The organism is Collimonas sp. GW821-FHT02H07 (assembly GCF_059421505.1).
In genome coordinates, this window is the sequence record NZ_JBWKVC010000017.1 from 33493 (window position 1) to 53138 (window position 19646).

The 19646-nt window shown below is 59.9% G+C and carries 19 protein-coding genes and 1 pseudogene; 11 read left to right on the forward strand and 9 right to left on the reverse strand.

Annotated features, from left to right (window positions below; genetic code table 11):
• Nucleotides 1-29: 29 nt before the first annotated feature.
• The 8 genes from corA to mpl form a co-directional block, all read right to left on the reverse strand.
• Nucleotides 30-995, reverse strand: coding sequence for a magnesium/cobalt transporter CorA (gene corA, locus AC07V8_RS21955; RefSeq protein ID WP_494680527.1), 966 nt, complete (start codon nucleotides 993-995; stop codon nucleotides 30-32).
• Nucleotides 996-1100: 105 nt separating this feature from the next.
• The gene (mtgA, locus tag AC07V8_RS21960) at nucleotides 1101-1796 is read right to left on the reverse strand and encodes a monofunctional biosynthetic peptidoglycan transglycosylase (protein WP_494680528.1); all 696 of its coding nucleotides are present in this window, start codon (nucleotides 1794-1796) and stop codon (nucleotides 1101-1103) included.
• Nucleotides 1797-1842: 46 nt separating this feature from the next.
• Nucleotides 1843-2694, reverse strand: coding sequence for a shikimate dehydrogenase (gene aroE, locus AC07V8_RS21965; RefSeq protein WP_494680529.1), 852 nt, complete (start codon nucleotides 2692-2694; stop codon nucleotides 1843-1845).
• On the reverse strand, nucleotides 2691-3590 hold the full coding sequence (locus tag AC07V8_RS21970; RefSeq protein WP_211444830.1) for a TonB C-terminal domain-containing protein: 900 nt from the start codon (nucleotides 3588-3590) through the stop codon (nucleotides 2691-2693). The genes aroE and AC07V8_RS21970 overlap by 4 nt, the downstream gene beginning before the upstream one ends.
• 144 nt (nucleotides 3591-3734) lie before the next feature.
• A complete protein-coding gene (locus tag AC07V8_RS21975; RefSeq protein ID WP_494680530.1) occupies nucleotides 3735-5819 on the reverse strand; it encodes a ribonuclease catalytic domain-containing protein in 2085 nt (694 codons plus the stop codon).
• Nucleotides 5820-5887: 68 nt separating this feature from the next.
• Complete coding sequence (locus AC07V8_RS21980; protein WP_494680531.1) at nucleotides 5888-6550, reverse strand: chorismate--pyruvate lyase family protein; 663 nt, start codon at nucleotides 6548-6550, stop codon at nucleotides 5888-5890.
• Entirely contained in the window at nucleotides 6547-7134 is a 588-nt protein-coding gene (locus AC07V8_RS21985; protein WP_494680532.1) for a YqiA/YcfP family alpha/beta fold hydrolase, read from the reverse strand. The genes AC07V8_RS21980 and AC07V8_RS21985 overlap by 4 nt, the downstream gene beginning before the upstream one ends.
• Complete coding sequence (mpl, locus tag AC07V8_RS21990) at nucleotides 7131-8531, reverse strand: UDP-N-acetylmuramate:L-alanyl-gamma-D-glutamyl-meso-diaminopimelate ligase (protein ID WP_494680533.1); 1401 nt, start codon at nucleotides 8529-8531, stop codon at nucleotides 7131-7133. The genes AC07V8_RS21985 and mpl overlap by 4 nt, the downstream gene beginning before the upstream one ends.
• Before the next feature lie 198 nt (nucleotides 8532-8729).
• On the opposite strand from mpl, the gene AC07V8_RS21995 reads away from it, so the two are divergent.
• The 10 genes from AC07V8_RS21995 to AC07V8_RS22040 all read left to right on the forward strand — a co-directional run bounded on the left by AC07V8_RS21995 (nucleotide 8730) and on the right by AC07V8_RS22040 (nucleotide 17362).
• Entirely contained in the window at nucleotides 8730-9362 is a 633-nt protein-coding gene (locus AC07V8_RS21995; protein ID WP_494680534.1) for a hypothetical protein, read from the forward strand.
• On the forward strand, nucleotides 9362-9883 hold the full coding sequence (locus AC07V8_RS22000; protein ID WP_494680535.1) for a TlpA family protein disulfide reductase: 522 nt from the start codon (nucleotides 9362-9364) through the stop codon (nucleotides 9881-9883). Before AC07V8_RS21995 ends, AC07V8_RS22000 begins: the two co-directional genes overlap by 1 nt.
• Before the next feature lie 128 nt (nucleotides 9884-10011).
• Nucleotides 10012-10449, forward strand: a complete 438-nt coding sequence (aroQ, locus tag AC07V8_RS22005) for a type II 3-dehydroquinate dehydratase (RefSeq protein ID WP_494680536.1) — start codon at nucleotides 10012-10014, stop codon at nucleotides 10447-10449.
• 114 nt (nucleotides 10450-10563) lie between these two features.
• Entirely contained in the window at nucleotides 10564-11031 is a 468-nt protein-coding gene (gene accB / locus AC07V8_RS22010) for an acetyl-CoA carboxylase biotin carboxyl carrier protein (protein ID WP_494680537.1), read from the forward strand.
• 189 nt (nucleotides 11032-11220) lie between these two features.
• A complete protein-coding gene (gene accC / locus AC07V8_RS22015) occupies nucleotides 11221-12603 on the forward strand; it encodes an acetyl-CoA carboxylase biotin carboxylase subunit (RefSeq protein ID WP_494680538.1) in 1383 nt (460 codons plus the stop codon).
• A gap of 61 nt (nucleotides 12604-12664) precedes the next feature.
• Nucleotides 12665-13585 (forward strand): 50S ribosomal protein L11 methyltransferase, encoded by a 921-nt coding sequence (gene prmA, locus AC07V8_RS22020; RefSeq protein ID WP_494680539.1) that lies wholly within the window; start codon nucleotides 12665-12667, stop codon nucleotides 13583-13585.
• A 10-nt stretch (nucleotides 13586-13595) separates the two neighbouring features.
• Nucleotides 13596-15023, forward strand: coding sequence for a DUF3426 domain-containing protein (locus AC07V8_RS22025; RefSeq protein WP_494680540.1), 1428 nt, complete (start codon nucleotides 13596-13598; stop codon nucleotides 15021-15023).
• 311 nt (nucleotides 15024-15334) lie between these two features.
• Nucleotides 15335-16267, forward strand: coding sequence for a carbohydrate kinase family protein (locus AC07V8_RS22030; protein ID WP_494680541.1), 933 nt, complete (start codon nucleotides 15335-15337; stop codon nucleotides 16265-16267).
• Between the two features lie 203 nt (nucleotides 16268-16470).
• Entirely contained in the window at nucleotides 16471-16707 is a 237-nt protein-coding gene (locus AC07V8_RS22035; RefSeq protein ID WP_494680542.1) for a hypothetical protein, read from the forward strand.
• Nucleotides 16708-16822: 115 nt separating this feature from the next.
• On the forward strand, nucleotides 16823-17362 hold the full coding sequence (locus AC07V8_RS22040) for a peroxiredoxin (protein WP_494680543.1): 540 nt from the start codon (nucleotides 16823-16825) through the stop codon (nucleotides 17360-17362).
• A gap of 72 nt (nucleotides 17363-17434) precedes the next feature.
• Here AC07V8_RS22040 and AC07V8_RS22045 read toward each other — a convergent pair.
• Nucleotides 17435-18669, reverse strand: a pseudogene (locus AC07V8_RS22045) (MFS transporter).
• A gap of 170 nt (nucleotides 18670-18839) precedes the next feature.
• On the opposite strand from AC07V8_RS22045, the gene AC07V8_RS22050 reads away from it, so the two are divergent.
• Nucleotides 18840-19643 carry an AraC family transcriptional regulator gene (locus tag AC07V8_RS22050; RefSeq protein ID WP_494680544.1) on the forward strand — a complete coding sequence of 268 codons (804 nt, stop codon included), beginning with the start codon at nucleotides 18840-18842 and terminating at the stop codon, nucleotides 19641-19643.
• The last annotated feature ends 3 nt before the right edge of the window (nucleotides 19644-19646 follow it).

Sequence of the window (19646 nt, forward strand, 5' to 3'; positions counted from 1 at the left end):
GCGTGGGCAGAAAATCTGCCCACCCTACTTCAATTCAACCAGCCGCGCCGGCGGAAGTACCAGAACGGCGTAACCGCCGAACACACCATCAGCACCAGCGCCAGCGGATAGCCAAGATGCCACTCGAACTCGGGCATGAAACGGAAGTTCATGCCGTAGATGCTGGCGATCAGCGTCGGCGGCAGGAATGCCACCGAGGCGACCGAGAAGATCTTGATGATCTTGTTCTGGTTGATGTTGATGAAGCCGACCGTCGCATCCATCAGGAAGTTGATCTTGTCGAACAGGAAGGCGGTGTGGCCGTCCAGCGATTCGATGTCGCGCAAGATCTGGCGCGCATCTTCAAACTGATCCACGTTCAGCAAGCGTCCGCGCATCAGGAAACTGACGGCGCGGCGCGTATCCATCATGTTGCGCCGGATGCGTCCGTTCAAGTCTTCCTCATGCGCCATGGCGCTCAGCGCTTCGGCCGCGGCCTGGTCGGTCAGCTTCTTTTGCAGCACGCGCTGGCTGACCTCGTCCAGCTTCTTGTAGACGCCCTCCAAGGCGTCGGCGGAGTACTCGGCATCGGTCTGGTACAGGTCGAGCAGCACGTCCTTGTAATCGCCGATAGAGCCCGGTCGCGAACGCGCGCGCATGCGCACCAGGCGGAATACCGGCAAGTCTTCGCCATGCACTGAAAACAGGATGTCGCGCGCCAGGATGAAAGCGACGGTGACGGTGGACGACGGGCCGTCGTCTTCTTCGAACAGGAAATCGGTACGCAGGTGGAGGTCGCCGTTTTCCGCTTCGTAGTAGCGGGCCGAGGCTTCGATATCCTTGACTTCGTCCTCGCCGGGCAAGGTAACGCCGTAGATGCTCTTGACCCAGGCACGCTCCTGGCCGTTCGGTTCGGTCAGGTCGACCCAGACCGGCTGGACCTGTTGCAAGTCGCTATGGCTCTCGATATTGACCTGGTTGAGTCGGCCGTTTTGCAATACGAATACATTGATCACGCTTACCTCGCAGACTGATTTTTCAGGGAAGTTGCCATGCAGTTTTTTTGCAGTCCGGAAATCGGAACATGCTGCAATTTAAACAACTTCCGTCAGGCCGATATATTAAGGCAATTCCGCAGAACCCATGCGCCGCAAAATCAAGCCGGTGCGCTGCGACAGGTAAGCCGAGCCGCGATTCTTGTCGTAGAAACGCGGACGCGGCAGCATCACCGCAAGCCGCGCGGCCTGGCTGGCGCCGAGGTTGGTGGCCGAGGTTTTATAGTAGTGCTGAGAGGCCGCCTCGGCGCCGAACACGCCGTTGCCCCACTCCACCACGTTCAGGTAGATTTCGAATATGCGCTCTTTGTCCATCAGGAACTCCAGCATATAGGTGATGACCAGCTCCTGGCCTTTGCGCAGATAGCTGCGCTCGCCCGAGAGGAACAGGTTTTTCGCCAGCTGCTGGGTGATGGTGGAACCGCCGCGCACGACCTTGCCCTTCTTGGTGTTTTTCTCGTAAGCCTGTTGCAGCGCGTCCCAGTCGACGCCGTCATGCTCGGAAAAATTGGCGTCTTCGGAAGCAATGATGGCGCGTTTCAGATTGTTCGAGATGCGCGCATACGGCAGCCATTTGAATTGCAGCTGGGCGTCCGGCACGGTTTCCTGCAGCTCGGACAAGCGATGGCGCATGAAGCTGGTGGAGCTCGGATTGTGGTCGACCCACCACCAGATCTGCACGAAAAAATAAACCTGCAACAGCAAGACTGCAGCGATCAGCAGCAAACATAAACGCAAAAAAATCTTGCCGACTGATTTCATTCTGATTTCCTGCAAATAAGTAATCTGGGCAGCTAGTTGTGCGCGCTTAAAGCTGGGCGCGCAAGGCGGCAAATACAGCCTCGGTATGCGGACGCACGCCACGCCAGACAAAGAACGCTTCGGCCGCCTGCTCCACCAGCATGCCAAGGCCATCGCGCACGCGTGCTCCGTGCGCTGCGGCGAACTGCATGAAGACGGTGGGCTGGCTGCCATACATCATGTCATAGGCCAGCGTCGCCGGGCCGAATACGCTGGCAGCCAGCGGCGGCAGCTCGGCCTGCAAGCTGGCCGAAGTGGCGTTGATCACCAGGTCGAACCCCTGCGTCGCTTGCGCGAAACTGCAGGCGCTCAGGATGCCTGGCTGTTCGCTGTACTGCTGGAACTGCTGCGCCAGTTCTTCTGCCTTAGCCACCGTGCGGTTGGCGATCACCAGCTGCGCCGGCCGCTCTTCCAGCAGCGGCAGCACCGCGCCGCGCGCCGCGCCGCCGGCGCCCAGCAGCAGGATTTTCTTGTGCGCCAGGTCAAAGCCGGCATTGCGCACGATGTCGCTGACCAGGCCAATGCCATCGGTGTTATCGCCGAGGATGACGCCATCGTCGAATTTCAATGTGTTCACTGCACCGGCCGCCTTGGCGCGGGTAGTCAGCCGGTCGGCCAATGCGTAGGCTTCCAGCTTGAACGGCACCGTGACATTGGCGCCGCGGCCGCCCTGGGCGATGAACTCCCGCACCGCTGCCGCAAAGCCGTCGAGCGGCGCCAGCAGGTGTGCATAGCGCATGTCCTGTGCGGTGTCGGCCGCAAAGCGGGCGTGGATCGCCGGCGATTTGCTGTGGGCGATCGGATTGCCGATCACCACGTAGTCTGCAAAGTAAGCTGTAGATCCGGCGCCGCCCGTCATTGATTTACTCCGCTCATCAGTTGTGCTTCCAGCAGCCCTTCGCGGGTAAATTCGAAAGTGGAAATCACTTCCCACACATCGTCTTTGCCGCTGCTGCGCATATTCTCGGGGAAGCGTCCGAACGGCGCCGAGCGCTCGATGATTTTCAAGGTGGCGGCATCGAGGTCGCGATTGCCGGAGCCGCGCTCGATGCGGGCGCCGCCTTCTTTGGTGTACAAAGAGCCATCCTGGTAAATCGGAATATAAACGACCAATTTACCGTACAGGTTCTTGCCATTCTTTTTCGGGAAATTCAAGGTGCCCAGTTTTTCGACACGGTCCTGGAACGCCTTGTAATAAGCCGCGTAGCCGACCGCACGGGTGCTCGGCGTGATCTGGGTCTTTTTCGGCCGCTTGTTGTAATCGTCGATATTCTTCGAGATTTCCGCTTCCCTGCGGGCGATCGCCTTGGCGCTTTCGACCAGGTCCCTGCCGCTAGGCTGCGGCGTGTTGTCGCTGGCCTTGTCCGACACATCCATGACAGGCATCTTCAAAGGCGTCTGCTTGTTCATCTGCGCCAGCATCTGCTGTTGCTGCTGCTCCAGCTGCTCGATGCGGCGCTGAGCGGCCTGGACGTTGTCGCCATCTTCCGATTTGCGCATGTCAGGCAGCGGCGATTTGGCGCGGCCGGCGTCGGCGTTGCCGCCGCCATCCAGGTTGGCTTGCGCCAGCGCTTCAGGCTTGACCGGCTTGGTGTTGTGCTTGGCGTTGACCAGGATCACTTCCAGCGCCGGATCGGTGGGTTTCAGCTTGAAGGCTTCAGGCGCAGCGAAACGCACCGCCAGCAGCGCCGCATGCGCCAATACCGATGCCGCGATGGCGCCGACCAGGATTCGATTTTGAAAAAAGGATTTCACGCGTGTGCCAAAGGTCGCTGTTAAAAAAGTGAAAAGAGAAATTCGGAGAGGAATTCTGCAAACGTAGAATTCTACAAGGGAAGCATTCTACGACAGAGAGATGCCCACAGGAAATTTACTGCAGGTCTCCGCTGCCTGATGCTTTCACTCCGTTGCCGGTTTGCTCTCCTGAGTTGCACTCTCGTCATCAGCGACCGGCGCCACAGCTTCACTGTCCAGCGCAGCTTCCAGCTCGGCTTCGGTGCTCTCGTGCGGCATGTCCATGGCGGCGTCCAGTTCCACAGCCATTTCCTCTTCCTCCTCCGGCTCGTCGAGCTGCTGGCCTTCCGGCGGCGCCGAGACTTCCAGCAAGCGCGCCTCAACCGTCAGGTCGACCTCATCCCAGCGGATGATGTCCAGCTTGACCTGGGTGCCGCGCGCCAGTTGTTGCATGCCCGGCAATTTGATGATCAGCGGGATCTCAGCCAGCCGCAGGATTTCATCCTTCAACACCGCGGCCTCTACCTGGCGCGCCTGTTCCTGGCCCAGCCAGCGCAAGCACCAGTAGCGCTCCATGTTCGACTGGAAGTCGCCGTAGCCGGAGTAAGCGGCGTCAAAGCCGGAGACGATCGCAAACAGATCGGCATCGCGCGGCTTGAACGGCGCCACCAGCGGCGCGGCGACGCCGCCTTCAACGCAAGCCAGGATCTGCCACTGGTTGACCAGATCGGTGTAGCGGCGCAGAGGCGAAGTGCTCCAGGCGTATTGATCCACGCCCAGGCCTTGGTGAGGCGCAGCATGCGTCACCATGCGCACCTGCATCTTGGCAGCCCAGCCGCCGCTGCCGCCGCCCTGGGCGCGATAGATGCCGGGCACACCGTGGTCCGACATCAGCTTGCCCCAGCTGCTGTTGGCGAAGATCATCAGTTCCGCGACAATCTTGTCCAGCGGCGCACCGCGCTTGCGGCGCGCGATAGTAACGACATCGTCTTCGACATAGAAATTGAAATCGACGCGGTTGTTCTGCTCTGGCCGCAAACCGAAGCCTTCGCGCTTGGCCATGCGGCCTTGTTCCAAAACCTGTATCCATTTCCACAACACGGCGATATCGGCCTTGTGCGGATAGTCGCCGGCATCGTTGGCCAGGTTCTCTTCCGTCACCAGTTCGTCCAGCGTGTTGTGGCGTAGGTTGGCGGAAATCGGCACCAGCTCGGCCTTGGTTTCCGTACTGATCAGGCTCCAGTCGGCCGGATTCAGGGTGGCGTACAGCGACAGCGCCGGGCAGTTCTTGCCTTCCGCCAGAGTGAACGCTTCCACCAGTTCGTCCGGCAGCATGGTGATTTTGTCGCCCGGCATGTAGACGGTCGACATGCGCGCCCGCGCGATCACGTCCAGGGGATCGCCGCGCTTGATGCCCAGGCCCGGTGCGGCGATGTGGATGCCGATGCGGACATTGCCGTCAGCCAGCGTCTGTACCGACAGAGCATCATCGATTTCCGTGGTGGTGACGTCGTCGATGGAAAATGCCTGCACCTGCGCCAGCGGCAGGTCGGCCACCGCCGGGATGGCGATCTTGGGAAAGCCCGCACCCTTGGGAAAAAATTCCAGCAAGAATTTGGACAGGTGCAGCTGCTTCGGCGACGCAATGCCGCCGACCGCCAGCATCAGGCGCTGCGGCGACGTCTGCAATTCATTGCAGGCTGCCTCCAGCGCCTTGTATTCCAGGCTGTTCTTGTCCGGCTTGAACAGCAGCTGCAGCGCCAGCGGCTTCATCACCTCCGGCAGCTGGCCGGCCTTGAGCTGGTCGACATAGCCAGCCTGGATCAGAGCCTGCTGACGTTTCTTTTCGATGCCGGCCTGGGCCGCTTTCAGCGATGCTTCCGGCGCGGCCTTGTAACGGCCCTTGCCCTTTTTATAAAAATAGATCGGCGCGGTGTGCAGGCTCAGCAGCAGGCCGGCGGCTTCCACCGGTTGCGGCGCGTGGCCGAAATACTCGGCCCCCAGTTCGGCAAAGCCGAATTCTTCCTGGCCCGCGACTTCCCACAGGAAATCGAGCTCCATGCCTTGCGCGATCTGCCTGGCTTCGTCCAGCAGATCCTGCGGCGTCGGCGCAGTAAATTGCAGCAGCACGTCCTTGGCTTTCACCTTGCTGCGTTTGCCCGTTGGCAGTTCGACCTGATAGGCCTCGCCTTGCTGCGACAGTACGACACCTGCTTTAAAGTCGCCGGACTCTTCAAAAAATAGATTCATTGCATGCGCTTTACTTGTGAATTTCTGTGTGGATTTCTGATGATATCGCTGCTACCTGCAAGCCAAACCTATTTAGTAGCGGCAAATGAAAGTAATTGATGGGCCGGATGGATATGCCGGGATAGATCGGAGGAAATGGAAAACCCGGCAGACAGCACCTTGATATCCGCCCGCGCTCGCCGCAATTCCTCGATCTCGGGGAAAAATACTTCTGTCACCAGCATGATGCCGGTCTTGCGCCGGAAAGCCGAGCGCCTGGCCCACAGCGGGTAAGCGAAAGCGTCGACGCCGCTGGCGGCGCACATGCGCCGCACCAGCGGATGGCCGCCATACAGGCGCGCATACTGCAACTGTCCGCGCGCCACCAGCGGATCGCCGAACAGCGTAGAGCCGAGTGAGCGCTCACCCAGGCTGCCGAAGAAAGGCCATTCGGTGGTCGTCGCATCCAGCGCCAGCACCGTGTGGCCCAGCACCATGGGACGGCCGTCGCAACGCAGCAGCACATCGCGTTCCTGCACCTGCTGGCGGCGCGCCAGGCCGATCGCCAGCCATTCCTCGGCCAACGGCAGCGCCCGTTGCTGGCGCAGTCGCTGCACCCGAAACTGCTGGCAGTGCGCCATCAGCTTGTAAGTCAGCGAGACGCGATCGGTCAGCCAGTCGCGCATATTCGCGGAAGGCGCTACGCCGTTGGCGTGATCATGCCATTTTGCATGGCTGCAGGCACGTGTCATCGCTCTCCCGATCCCGCCGCGATGCCGCAAAAAGCCAGTACCTCATCGGCATAGTCGGCAAATTCGCTGATGCCATGATCGCTACCCTGAATCACCAATTGCCGGGCTTGCGGATAATGGCCGGTCATTTCATGCCAGTCCAGCACTTCGTCGCCGGTGGCGGCAATCAGGAAATAGCGTTCTGGCTTGCTGATGACGTCAACCTGCAGGGCTTGCAATTGCGCTATGTATTCGCGCTTGAACTCGAACGGCTCGCTGGAATGATATTGGGTGCTGACGCCGACATACTGCTCGAGGTCGCGCGGCGGCTTGACGGCCGGGTTCAGCAGCACCGCGCGGCAGCCGCTCTGCTCCGCCAGCCAGGTGGCGTAGTAGCCGCCCAGCGAAGAGCCGATCAGCGTCAGCTGCGCCGGGTCGACATCGCGCACCAGATCCCGCGCCAGGGCGATTGCAGCCGCAGGCGAGGCCGGCAGCTGCGGGCACAGGTATTCATCGGCCCGGCCCAGCTGCCGCATGCGTTCGGCCAGCAAGCGCGCCTTGAACGATTGCGGCGAAGAACGGAAACCGTGCAGATACAGGATCATTGGGCAGCCAGCGCCGTCAGCAGTTTCTGGTGGACGCCGCCGAAGCTGCCGTTGCTCATCACCAGCACCTGGTCGCCCGGCTGGACAGCCTTGACGATCGCCGCCACCAGCTGGTCCAGTTCATTGTAAGTACTCGCTTTGGCGCCAAGCGGCTGCAGCGCTTCGGCCAGGTTCCAATCCAGGGCATCCTTGCCGCCGCCCTTGGCGCCGTAGCCGAACACCAGGTCGGCCTCGCCCAAGCTGCCCGGCAATGCATCTTTCATCGCGCCCAGCTTCATCGTATTGGAACGCGGTTCCAGCACCGCCAGGATGCGCGCCTTGCCGACTTTCTTGCGCAAACCGGCGACAGTGGTAGCGATCGCGGTCGGATGGTGGGCAAAATCGTCGTATACTGCGATTTCCCGCACAACGCCGCGCAACTCCATCCGCCGCTTGACATTCTCGAAGCGCGCCAGGGCGCTAATCGCCTGCGCCGGCGGCACGCCGACATGGCGCGCCGCGGCGATCGCCGCCAGCGCATTCATGCGGTTATGCTCGCCGCTCAGCTCCCACTGCACGCAGCCTTGCAGCTCGCCATTGAAGCGCACCTCGAAATGGCCGTTGTCCAGCGTCGTCAGCGACCAGCCTTGCTCCCCGTCGCCGCCGAACAATTCCTTTTCGCTCCAGCAGCCGCGCTCCAGAACCCGCTGCAAAGCCGGCTCGCGCGCATTCACCAGCAGGCGGCCGACGCCGGGCACGGTGCGCACCAGATGGTGGAACTGGGTTTCGATGGCGGCCAAGTTGGGGAAAATATCGGCGTGATCGTATTCCAGGTTGTTCAGGATGGCCGTCTTGGCGTGGTAATGGACAAATTTGCTGCGCTTGTCGAAGAATGCCGTGTCGTACTCATCCGCTTCGATCACAAAGAACGGGGATGCCGCGGTGTGAGTGTTAGCCTCCGCCTTGCCCGACAGGCGCGCCGAAATCCCGAAATTCATCGGCACGCCGCCGATCAGGAAGCCCGGATCGTAGCCGGCGTCTTCCAGGATCCAGGCCAGCATGGCCGAAGTCGTGGTCTTGCCATGCGTGCCGGCCACTACCAGCACCCATTTGTCGCGCAGGATATGCTCGCCGATCCATTGCGGTCCGGAAATATAAGGCAGGCCGCGGTTCAGGATTTCTTCCATCAGCGGATTGCCGCGCACCACCACGTTGCCGATCACGTACAGGTCCGGCTGCAAGCAGATCTGCTCGACGCCAAAGCCCTGGATCAGGTCGATTCCCTGCGCCTCGAGCTGGGTGCTCATCGGCGGGTACACATTGGCATCGCAACCGGTGACTTTATGTCCTGCCTGTTTAGCCAAGACCGCCAAACCGCCCATAAAGGTGCCGCAGATGCCAAGGATATGAATGTGCATTCTTGAGTTTCGCTATTCTGAAAAGAGGGAATACCGTGATTTTACCTGAGCGGCCGCTGCCGCCGTTAGCAGCGTGTTCAAAAAGTGGAATCGCAGATTTGCACGGTCCGCCTACATGCACCAGCTGGAGCGCCCGGCACCCGGCGGGAGTAGCTACTATTAATAGGGGCTTAATAGGAGTTTGCACATTGAGATATCATGGCGGTCATGGCATCCAATCTCTCACCTGAACTAGAACAGCTGCGCGCAGAAATCGCGGCGGCGGCGGCACGCATGATCGCCGAGGACGGCGCCGACTATGGGACCGCAAAACGCAAGGCGCTGGAACTGTGCGTCGGCAGCAATCGCGGCCGTAGCGGCAGTTTCATGCCAGATAACGCCCAGATCGAAGACGAAGTACGTTTATATAATGAACTGTTCTTCGCCGACACACAGCCGGCCCGGCTCTTGCACCTGCGCCGGCTGGCGGCGGAAATCATGGGCGAGCTGGCGCAATTCAAGCCTTACCTGACCGGCGCGGCCCTGAATGGGACTGCCGGCGAACACTCTGACGTTTACCTGCACTTGTTTGTAGATAGTCCGAAAGACGTGGAAATTTTTCTTTTTAACAAGAACGTGCAATTCGAACTGTCGTCCAGCCCCTCCCTTAAAAGCGGGGGTAATAACGATCCAGTGGAAACTGTGAGTTTCATGTATAAGAAAGAGGGTATCCATCTCACCCTATATGAAACTGACGATTTGCGCGGTAGTATCAGGGCCGCGTCAGGCAAACGGGCTGAACGCGCCGATCTGAATGCGGTGCTGGCGCTGATCAACAAAGAAGAAAATTAATGAAAAGAAATATTTTGATATTTGTGCCGATTGCGCTCTTATTTTGCGCGATCGGCGTGTATTTCGGCGTACAGCGCAATACCCCGACCGCCCCCGAGAACGCCGGCGTGGCCGCGCTGTTTGCACAGGAAATACCGGACGCCGGCGGCAAAGCCAGCTCCCTCGCACAATGGAAAGGCAAACCGCTGATCGTCAATTTCTGGGCGACCTGGTGCGCACCCTGCGTGGAAGAAATGCCCGAACTGAATGCCTTGCAGGGCGAGATTGCAGCGAAAAATATTCAAATTATCGGGATCGGCGTCGATTCTGCTGATAACATCGCGAAATTCGCCGAGAAATACAAAATCTCCTACCCCCTGTATGTGGCCGGCACTGGCGCCACCGCACTGCTGCGGCAGTTCGGCAACCAGTCCGGCGGCCTGCCCTATACGGTCCTGATCGGGCGTGACGGCGGGGTGAAGAAGATGTATCTTGGCAGCATTAAATTCGATGAGCTGCGGAAAGATTTATCCCTGCTGTAAGCGAGAAGCTTACTCAAAAAACAATTAACAATGCCGCGCTGAAATTTCACAGAAACAAATTTTCCCTTGCCAGTCAGCGTCATTTGACGGCAAAATGCGCCATCGTCGTCAAACGGAGCATCATCTCCATGGCAAAAAATATACTTCTACTCAACGGACCCAACCTGAACCTGCTGGGAACAAGAGAGCCAGAAGTCTACGGTTCAACTTCGCTGAGCGATGTTGAACAGGCAGCTCGGGTCCAGGCTACCGCCGCTGGCGCCCGGCTTGTGCACTTCCAGAGCAATCACGAAGGTGCGCTGATAGACCGCATCCATGCGGCCAAGGCAGAAGGCATCGACGCTATTGTCATCAATCCCGGCGGGCTGACGCATACCAGCGTGGCCTTGCGCGATGCGCTGAGCGGCGTGGCGATTCGTTTTGTCGAAATCCACATCTCGAATATCCACCAGCGGGAAGCATTCCGGCATCACTCTTATTTATCCGATGTCGCTGTCGGTGTCATTTGCGGCCTGGGCGTGGATGGCTATCGTGCCGCAATTGATTTTGCCATTAAGAAACTCTAGTTGACCGCATTACAGTAAACTGACGTCTTTGCAAAATCACTGCAACTGCGTTGATCTGCATGTTAAAAAACGAAAAATAGCTTTTCATAATTTATATATTCTGAAGGATTGCACATGGATTTGAGAAAACTCAAAACGCTGATCGACCTGGTCGCGGAGTCAGACATCGAAGAACTTGAAGTCACGGAAGGCGAAAGCAAGGTCCGTATCGTCAAGTCGTCTGCATCCCAGCAGAACCAAGTTGTCATGATGCAACCGCAACAGCAGCACCCTGCCCAGTACCAGGTCGCCGCACCGACGCCAGTCGCCGTGGCAGCGCCGGTGGAAGCAATAGCCGCCGTACCGGAAGGCCATGTTGTCAAATCACCTATGGTCGGCACCTTCTACCGCTCGTCGGCTCCCGGCTCGCCGGCATTCGTCGAAGTCGGTTCGGAAATCAAGGAAGGCGGCACCCTGTGCATTATCGAAGCCATGAAACTGCTGAATGAAATCGAAGCCGACGCTTCCGGCGTGGTCAAGAAGATCCTGGTTGAAAACGGCCAGCCGGTCGAATTCGGCCAGCCATTGTTCATCATTGGATAATCCGGCAATCCCGAGTCATCCACAGTAAGTTACACGTAATCTGCACGGCGGCATCCGCTTCACCGGGGTTTCGCCGTTCTGGTTGCCAGCGCAGGGGCATCTGCCGCACTAGTCATCCGATGCTACGCGAGCCCCGCACCGGCAACCCAAAGTTTGATAACGCTGGACCCATAGCGACACATACCACCTATGTTTGAAAAAATCCTTATCGCCAATCGCGGCGAAATCGCCTTGCGCATCCAACGCGCCTGCCGTGAAATGGGCATCAAGACCGTGATGGTCCATTCCGAGGCTGACCGTGACGCCAAGTATGTAAAACTGGCGGATGAATCGGTCTGTATCGGCCCGGCGCCGTCCAGCCTGAGCTATCTCAACATGCCGGCCATCATCAGCGCCGCTGAAGTGACCGACGCCGAAGCGATCCACCCCGGCTACGGCTTCTTGTCGGAAAACGCCGATTTTGCTGAACGCGTGGAGCAATCCGGCTTTGTCTTCATCGGCCCGCGGCCGGCGAACATCCGCCTGATGGGCGATAAAGTATCGGCCAAGCAAGCCATGATCCGCGCCGGCGTGCCTTGCGTTCCCGGTTCGGAAGGCGCATTGCCGGACGACCCCAAGGAAATCGTCAAGATCGCCCGCAAGATCGGCTATCCGGTCATCATCAAGGCGGCCGGCGGCGGCGGCGGACGCGGCATGCGCGTGGTGCATACCGAGGCGGCCCTGGCCAATGCGGTCACCATGACCAAGACTGAAGCCGGCGCCGCTTTCGGCAATCCGGAAGTGTATATGGAGAAGTATCTGGAAAATCCACGTCACGTGGAAATCCAGATCCTGGCCGACCAGTTCAAGAACGCCGTCTGGCTGGGCGAGCGCGACTGCTCGATGCAGCGCCGCCACCAGAAGGTGATCGAGGAAGCGCCGGCTCCCGGCATTCCCCGCAAGATCATCGAGAAAATCGGCGACCGTTGCGCCGAAGCCTGCCGCAAGATGGATTACCGCGGTGCCGGCACGTTTGAGTTCCTGTATGAAAACGGCGAGTTCTACTTCATCGAGATGAATACCCGCGTCCAGGTGGAGCATCCGATCACGGAGATGATCACCGGCATCGACATCGTGCAAGAGCAGATCCGCATCGCGTCCGGTGAAAAACTGCGTTTCCGCCAGCGCGACATCCAGCTCACCGGCCACGCCATCGAATGCCGCATCAACGCCGAAGACCCGTTCAAGTTCACGCCGTCGCCGGGCAAGATCCTGTCGTGGCACGCGCCTGGCGGTCCTGGCATCCGCGTCGATTCGCACGCTTACGCCGGCTATTTCGTGCCGCCGCATTATGATTCGATGGTCGGCAAGGTGATTTCCTACGGCGCCAGCCGCGAACAGGCTATCAAACGGATGCAGATTGCGCTGTCGGAAATGGTGGTCGAAGGCATCCAGACCAACATCCAGCTGCACCGCGAACTGATGATCGATGCCCGCTTTATCGAAGGCGGCACCAACATCCATTATCTGGAGCACAAACTGGCCGAGCGGCCGGTCGTGGCCAAGGAAACAGATAAAGCAGTAAAGAAATAAGGATTTTTCACCGCAGGCAATCCGGGCGGTGAAAAATCCATCACGCACTGTAAGGCATCTGATGAGCTGGACCGAAATTGTTATTGAAGTAGCACTGAGCGACGCCGAGACCCTGTCGGACGCGTTGATGGAGGCTGGCGCCCTGTCGGTCTCGGTCGAAGATGCCGACCTCGGTACGCCCGACGAGCAGCCCTTGTTCGGCGAACCCGGCATGGAGCCGAAAGAAGCGGCCTGGCAGCGCAGCCGCGTAGTGGCCCTGGCCGAGGTCGACGCCGACCATGCCGCCATCGTCGGCAACGCTGCCGCAGCCTGCGGCGTAGCAGTGCCACCCTATTCTCTGCGCCCGGTAGCGGCGCAGGATTGGGTGCGCCTGACGCAATCGCAATTCGATCCTATCCATATCGGCAAGAACATCTGGGTAGTGCCAAGCTGGCACGATGCACCAGACGCCAACGGCCTGATCCTCGAACTCGATCCCGGCCTCGCCTTCGGCACCGGCAGCCACCCGACCACCCGTTTGTGCATGGAGTGGCTGGAAATCAATGTACCGCTGCACAAGCCGCAAACGGTGCTGGACTACGGCTGCGGTTCCGGCATCCTGGCCATGGTCGCCAAGAAGCTCGGCGCCGCCACCGTGATCGGCGTCGACATCGACCCGCACGCCATCGATGCCGCGCGCTACAACAGCGAACGCAACCATTGCGAGGTCGCCTACTATCTGCCGGAAGATTTCAGCAGCCAGCAGGCTGCGCCGCAGGTCTACGACATCGTGGTCGCCAACATCCTCTCCGGTCCGCTCAAGCTGATGGCGCCGATGCTGTGCAGCCGCGTTGCGGCCGGCGGCAGCCTGACGCTGTCGGGCGTGCTGGCCGAACAGGCCAACGACGTCATCGCTGCCTATGCGCAATGGCTGCCGCTGACGGTGTGGGCCGAGCAGGACGGCTGGGTCGCGCTGTCCGGCACTCGCAACACGCCTAACTAAGCCGCACGCCATGGCGCTCGCGACCCAATGTCCGCATTGTCAAACCACCTTCCGGGTCGCCAACGACCAGCTGAAGCTGCGCGGCGGCCTGGTCCGCTGCGGTAGCTGCCGCGAAGTATTCAACGGCATCGAACACCTGGTGCGGCCTGAACTGGCTGCCCCCGTGGCAGCACCGGACGCTGCATCTTCTCCAGAGCCGGAACAGGCCGCAATTGCGCCGGCTGCCACCGCGGCAATTGCCGCCCAGGCCCCCGTCAGTCACGCAGCAGTGCAAACCCCGCAAGTTGCCAGCGAACCGGCTGCACGTGTTTACATGGAGCCTTTCGCTCCTGAGCCAGAGCCGGAACCGCCGCAGGAAGCCAGCGCGGCGATTGCCGTAACGGCCGCTCACCCGCCGCCGGCCGCAAGCATCGCCGCGCCGGCCAGCGTCCCTGAAGCGAAAACCGCTAGCCCGAGCAGCACCCGGGTCGAAGCCGCTATCGACGGCCTCGAAGAAGACCTGCGCATCGCCGAGGAAACCAGCCAGTCCGCTCCTGCCGATGTCCATCACACGCCGTTCGGCCTGATCAAACCGTCCGCCAGCGAAACCGGCGAGGAAAGCGCCGACACGCCGGCGCCAAACGTCTGGCATCGCCATGCCGACGATGAACCGGAAGAACAGATGGCGCGCATGACCTTGATGCATGTGGCCGGACAAGACGACTATACGCTGGCAGCCAAGGCAAAAAATGGCGAGACAGCGGTCAACCAGGACGACGACGAACTCGACCGCATCATCGACGAGTTGCAGCGCAAGCCATGGCGTGGCGAAAAGAACGCCGCCGCATCGGCGTCCGGCGCTGCCGATGGCGCGGAAAGCGGCAAGAAAAAGAACCGCGAGAAGGCGGTTGAAGCAGAAGAACCCTTGGCCGATGAACCTGATTTCGTGCTCAGCGCACGACGCCAGCAACGCATCGGCGGCACCCTGCGCGGCGCCATGTGGGGCATCAGCGCCCTGCTGCTGCTCGGCCTGGCCGGCCAGTCCACCTATTTTTTCCGCGACCAGCTCGCCGCCCGCATGCCGCAGCTGAAGCCGGCGCTGACCAGCGCCTGCGCAAAAATCGGCTGCAGCGTCGGCCTGCCGATGAAGATCGACAGCATTTCGTTTGAAGCCAATGAATTGCAGGCGCTCGACCCGGCGCGCAACCTGTTTTCGCTGAACCTGCTGCTGCGCAACCACAGCGACACCGTGCAAGCCTGGCCCAATATCGAACTGACCCTCAACGATGCCAACGAGAAGCCTATCGCGCGGCGCGTGTTTGCGCCGCATGACTATCTGAATCCATCGGCCAATCTGGCGCAGGGCTTTGCCAGCGACCAGGAACAGCCGGTCAAGGTAACCTTTGAGTTGTTGCAGCTCAAGGCTTCCGGTTATCGTGTATATCTGTTTTATCCTTAGGGCCTGTTAACATTGGATTTGGGAGTGCGAACGCGCGGCAGGCGTTACAGGGCTAGGCGCGACGACGCGACGTAGCGGTGCTACGGCAAGGAGTCGCAACAACGCCATGTGACGCCTGCAGCCGTTCCCGGAGGGTTCCAAGCAAAACGTGCGCTGGCCGCGTTGCATGGCTTGCTGGGGCACCAGCCCCAGCTACGCCACGCGCCTTGCCAGCACACGTTTTGCTTGGAACGCATCTCTCAAATCCAATGTTAACAGGCCCTAATATTTGCGCGGGCTAACGCGCCAACCAGCAAGCTTCCTATTTAACTATGACCTCTCTCATCTGCGGTTCATTGGCTTTCGACGTCATCATGCAATATCCGGGCAAATTCTCGGATGCGCTGCTGGCAGACCAGCTGCACAAAATCAGCGTCTCCTTCCTGGTGCCGACCATGCGCCGCGAATACGGCGGCTGCGCCGGCAATATCGCCTATAACCTGAAACTGCTGGGCGGCTCGCCGCAAATCATGGCGACCATCGGCCACGATGGCGGCGACTATCTGCAGCGGCTGGATCAGCAAGGCATTACACGTAAATCGATACGCACCATCGAATCGATCTACACCGCGCAATGCTTCATCACCACCGATGCCGGCAATAACCAGATCACTGCCTTTCACCCGGGCGCGATGACTTATTCGCACGAAAACAAAGTGGCTGACGCAGGTCCGGTGAAGCTGGCGATCGTCGCCCCGGACGGCCGCGACGGCATGCTGCAGCATTCGGAAGACTGCGTGGCGCAAGGCATTCCGCTGATCTTCGATCCGGGCCAAGGCATGCCGATGTTCAACGGCGACGAGCTGAAGCATTTCATCGAACTCGCCACCTATATCGCGATGAACGACTATGAAGCGGAGATGCTGGCTGCGCGCACCGGCCTGACGCTGGCGCAAATCGCCGAGCGCGTTTCAGCGCTGGTCGTCACGCGCGGCGAACTCGGGGCCGAGATCTATACCGACGGTAAAAAAATCGACATCCCTTGCGTCCAGGCTGAACGGGTCCTGGATCCGACCGGCTGTGGCGACGCCTTCCGCGCCGGCATGCTGTACGGTCTCAGCAACGGCATGGACTGGGCCACTACCGGCCGCCTGTCGAGCTTGTTGGGCAGCATCAAGATTGCCCATCAGGGACCGCAAAACCATGCGCCCAGCCGTGCGGAAATCGATGAGCAGTTCCACCGGGTATTTGGTTACCGTTTGTAAAAGTAGCACATGATTTACCATGCCCCGCCGGTATACTAGGTGGGGTATGTTGAAAATCAACTTATCCAGCCTCTGTTTTACCCTCAATCGCTATATACTCCCCTGGTCAGCCATTCTGGCGTGATACATGGCGCGCTTCCCACCCTGAACTTATCTGCTACCCTTAAATCGAACCTGCATTGGTTGCATGGACGGAGGGCATCATGAAAAAATTACTATTAGCAAGCGCAGCGCTGGGAGCCAGCCTGCTGCTCGGCGGCTGCGTCGCCGTGCCTTATGGCGGTAACGGCTACTATGGCGGCGATTATTACGGCGGCGGCTATTACGCACCGGCGCCGGTGTATGTGGCGCCTAGCGTCGACATCGGCTTTGGCTACTATCGCGGCTGGGGTGGCCGTGGCTGGGGCGGCCACGGTTGGGGCGGCAGAGGCTGGCGCTAACAACGGCAACAGCCTGGAAACTGTATTACCAGCCCGACATTCCAGACTGAACATGTGATTGGACAACTCTCGCAACTCGCAGCATGATGGTGCTTATCTTTAACCAGGAGTCACCATGAAACGACTGATTGCCACGCTATTGATCTGTAGTTCTGTTGCAGCACCGGCCTTTGCCGCCCTCAAGGCCGGTGACCAGGCGCCCACATTCACCACCCAGGCCTCGCTCGGCGGCAAGGTGTTCAGCTACTCCCTGGCCGACGAATTGAAAAAAGGGCCGGTAGTGCTGTATTTTTATCCTGCGGCATTCACTAAAGGCTGCACCATCGAGGCCCATATGTTTGCCGAGGCCGTCGACAAATACAAGGCGCTGGGCGCCACCGTGATCGGCGTTTCCGCCGACAATATCGATACCCTCAACAAATTTTCAGTGAGCGAATGCCGCAGCAAATTCGCCGTGGCTGCGGACACCGATCAGAAAATCATGAAGTCCTACGATTCGGTGCTGCTCTACAAAACCAATTATGCCGACCGGGTTTCCTATGTGATCGCGCCGAACGGCAGCATCGTCTATGAATACAGCAGCATGGATCCGGACAAGCATGTCGCCAATACCTTGCAGGCGCTGGAACAGTGGACTGCAAAACAGAAGAAATAATGGCCTTGCTCCGGCAATAAAAAAGCGCGCCGGCAACAGCGCGCTTTTTTCATGGTTCGGCCTGATCCGCCGTCAGCCGGCCGCCTTGCGCCGATGACCTTCAAGATTCGGCAGGAACATCGCCAGCAAACCGATCAGCGGCAGAAAAGAACAGACCTGGTAGACAAAGCCGATGCTGGTCATGTCGGCCAGCTTGCCCAGCGCTGCGGCGCCGATGCCGCCCATGCCGAAGGCAAAGCCGAAGAACAGACCTGACACCGTACCCACCTTGCCCGGCACCAGTTCCTGAGCGAACACCAGGATCGCCGAGAAGGCCGACGCCAGGATCACGCCGATGATCACGGTCAGGACGCCGGTCCAGAACAGATTGGCATAGGGCAGCATCAGGGTGAACGGCGCCACGCCCAGGATCGAGACCCAGATCACCAGCTTGCGGCCGACCTTGTCGCCGATCGGACCGCCCAGCACGGTGCCGGCCGCCACCGCAAACAGGAATACGAACAGATGCAGCTGCGCTGCCTGCACCGACACTGGAATTTATCGATCAGGTAAAACGTGAAGTAGCTGCTGAGGCTGGCCATGTAAAAATACTTCGAGAAAATCAGCAGCAGCAGGATGCCGATCGAGAACATGACCTTCTTGCGCGGCAGCGCCACGTAGTGATGCTGCGCCTTGGCAGGCTTGCCCTTGGCTTCCAGGCGCTTGCGCTTGTACCAGTTGCCGATCTGCCACAGCACCAGGATCGCCAGCAATGCCGCGCCGGAAAACCAGGCGATGCTGCTCTGGCCGTGTGGAATCACCACCCATGCCGCCAGCAGCGGTCCCATCGAACTGCCGGCATTGCCGCCGACCTGGAAGATCGACTGCGCCAGGCCATGGCGGCCGCCCGAGGCCATGCGCGCCACGCGCGATGATTCTGGATGAAAGATGGAGGAGCCCGTGCCCACCAGCGCAGCCGCCAGCAGCAGGATGCCGTAGCTTGGCGCGACCGACAGCAGCAGCAGCCCGACCAGCGTGAAGCCCATGCCCAGCGCCAGCGAATACGGTTTCGGATGCTTGTCGGTGTACAGCCCCACCAGCGGCTGCAGGATCGATGCCGTGATCTGGTAAGTCAGGGTGATCAGGCCGATCTGCGCGAAACTGAGATTGAAGTTTCCTTTCAGCAGCGGATAGATCGACAGGATCAGCGACTGGATCATGTCGTTGAGGAAGTGGGCGAAACTGATGGCGCCGAGTACGCGGAAACCGGTTTTCTCGGCATCCTGCGACCCTAGCGCGGGGGAAATCTGCTTGGCAGCGGTTTGCATGGCGATGAACTGATAGTTGGGAAGAGGCGCGAACAAAAAGGACAACAAAGCGGCCAGGCTGCAGCCGGACTACTGCTTATCATTCGCAAGACTGAAGTGTAAGCAAAAAGAGGAAGACTGTTTTAAGATAGAAAGACATAATTTGTCGCATTTCCGTCAATTTTCATCCTATGCCAGCCAACATCCTGACCCACACCACCATCGGCTTACTCGATGTAGTGCCCGACGCTCGCCATCCGGTGCGCCTGCGCGCCCGTGACCTGGGCGCTGCCAAGCTGCTGCCTGCCCACTCCCATCCCTGGGGCCAAGTCACCTATGCGCCCGAGGGCGTGCTGCGCGTCACGGTCGGCAACAGCACCTGGATTGTGCCGCCGCTGCGAGCGATCTGGATTCCGCCGCAACTGGTGCATGAAATCGCCACCATGGAAAAATCGCAGTTGCGCGCCTTGTACATCCACGCCGACGCCAATCCGTTTGCCGGCCAGGAATGCATCGTGCTGGAAGTCTCGAGCCTGCTGCGCGAACTGATCGCCGCCCTGACCGAGGCCGACGTTGACAGCGTGCGCGAATCGCTGCTGACGCAATTGATTCTGGATGAGCTGGTGGCGGCCAAGATGCCGGGCATACGGGTCGCCTTGCCTACCGAAAAACGCTTGCAGGCCATCTGCCAGGCCTTGATCGAGGCGCCCGACTCCGGCATGACGCTAGCCGCCTGGGCGGACCAGGCCGGCGCTTCGGAAAGGACGCTGGCGCGCCTGTTCGAGAAGGATCTCGGCATGACCTTCGGCCAGTGGCGGCAGCAGGTGCGGCTGGCGCATGCCGCGCCGATGATCGCGCGCGGCATGCCGCTGTCGCTGGTCGCGGCCGAACTCGGCTACGCCAGCCAGTCGGCGTTTTCCGCCATGTTCAAGAAGACCTTCGGCCAGTCGCCGTCGACTTTCTTTGCGCCGAAAAAAGCAGGGCCTGCCGTTTAATCA